Source organism: Protofrankia sp. CiP1_Cm_nod4, assembly GCF_982290645.1.
Window position 1 is genome coordinate 21,782 of record NZ_CEVIVC010000075.1, and the last position, 1,792, is coordinate 23,573.

The 1,792-nt window shown below is 68.6% G+C and carries 2 protein-coding genes; both read right to left on the bottom strand.

Annotated features, from left to right (window positions below):
- Positions 1–761: AfsR/SARP family transcriptional regulator (locus AC5LSR_RS15065; protein WP_493468596.1), on the bottom strand; the 761-nt coding region annotated here is incomplete at its 3' end.
- A 515-nt stretch (positions 762–1,276) separates the two neighbouring features.
- Positions 1,277–1,711: an ester cyclase gene (locus AC5LSR_RS15070; RefSeq protein WP_250291903.1), complete on the bottom strand. Its 435-nt coding sequence runs from the start codon at positions 1,709–1,711 to the stop codon at positions 1,277–1,279.
- Between the last annotated feature and the right edge of the window lie 81 nt (positions 1,712–1,792).

Genomic DNA, 1,792 nt, shown 5'->3' on the forward strand with positions numbered 1-1,792 from the left:
GCCGGCGTGACCGGCGCGGTGGCCTCGAGGGTGCCCTGCAGGATCGCTTCGTGCAGCCGCCGTAGCCGCGCTCCGGGTTCGACGCCGAACTCGTCGGCGATCCGCCGGCGTACCCGCGCATAGCACTCCAGCGCCTCGGCGCTGCGGCCGGCGTGCCACAACGCCCGGATGAGCTGGCAGCTCAGCGGCTCGAACAGCTCGTTCTCGGTGAGCGCCTCCTGCAGCTCGTCGATCACCCGGTCGGCGCGGCCCAGCCCTATCTCAAGATTGGCTCTTTCCGCGAGCACGCCGAGCCGCTGCGGGACCAGCCTCTCCCGCACCCGCGCGGCCCAGTCCCCCGGCAGGCCGGCCAGTGGCTCGCCCCGCCACAGGTCCGCGGCCTGCCTGAACAGGTGGCACGCCCGCTCCGGGCTGCTGTCGGCCACCGCCCGGGCCCGCTCCGCGAGACAACGGTGCCGGTTCAGATCGAGCAGGGCGGGGTCGGCGTCGATCAGATAGCCGCCCCGCTGCCGGACCAGCTCGACCTTCCCCCCCTCCGCCTGGCGGGTACACGCGAGTATCCGCCGCAAACGTGTGACATACGTGTACAGCGCATTCCGCACCTCGGCCGGAGGCGCGTCCCCCCACACCCGGTCGATGAGAAGATCCTGCGGCACCGGCCGCCCGAGATCCGCCAGCAGGACGGCAAGCACCGTTCGCTGCTTCGCCGACCCAAGATCTACATTAATATCGGCCACCCGTAGCTCGAGTGGGCCCAGCATAAGAAGTTCCACCACTCCACGCCCCCCAGCCCTAACATTTCCCTGAGAGGCATTAAATACTGATAAATAGTTGACAGTAAAGGCTGTCCAACGCTTGACACGGATCGGCTGTTGCGGATCCATACCTACGGGCCGGTACGGCGAATGCCAGCCGGCCTCGCCTCAGGACACAACAAACACCATTCCAACACAACGGAAACACTATCCCCGCCCGATCACTCGCCTGATCCCCCGTCCGATCCCCCGCCTGGCTCCCGCCCGTCGGCCTGGAGACAGGCACGGCCAGGCCGGGCGGGGGCGGCAGGCGGGCGACGGCTGCCGCCGGACGGGGCCCGCCGCCGCCGCGGGACACGATTGATCACTTCTGGTGACAGGCTTGTACCAGCCGGTTGTCTCCTACGGCGGACAGCGACCGCTCTCCCCGCCCGATGCCGCTCCCCAGGCCAGGCGGCCGCCGTCCGCTGTCCTCCGCGTCCAGCGGCGCGCCTCCGGACGCCGATGATCATTATCCGTGCTCACGCCTTCGGCCGGGACCAGCGCAGGTTCATGCCGAGCTCCTTGAGCAGGTCGAGCTCGAGGTCGATCGCCCAGTGCTCGACGATCAGACCGTTCCTGAGCCGGAACACCACCACACCGCCGTAGCTCACGCTCCTGCCGGTGGGCGGAATTCCGAGCACCTCGCCGGTGTGAGTGCCCACCCAGGTGTTGTGCGCCGCCACCTTGTCCCCGTGAGCGCTCATATCCTCGACCGTCACGCGCAGGTCAGGAAACGCGGCGCGCAGCCCGCCGATCGAATGCCTGACGCCGTCCCGTCCCGCCGGCGCGCCCGGGAACGGGGCGTGGTCGAGATAGTCCTCCGCATATATCTCGTCGACCACGTCGAAATCGCCCTTGCTGGCGATCTCCTCGAACACCCGACGGATGATTTCCTTGTTCTCCGTGCTCGACATGTCCCGCTCCTTCTTCGTCCCGCGCCGGCCTGTGTCGTTCTGTTCTCCTCAGCGGCCCGGGCACCGGAGGACATCCCCGCC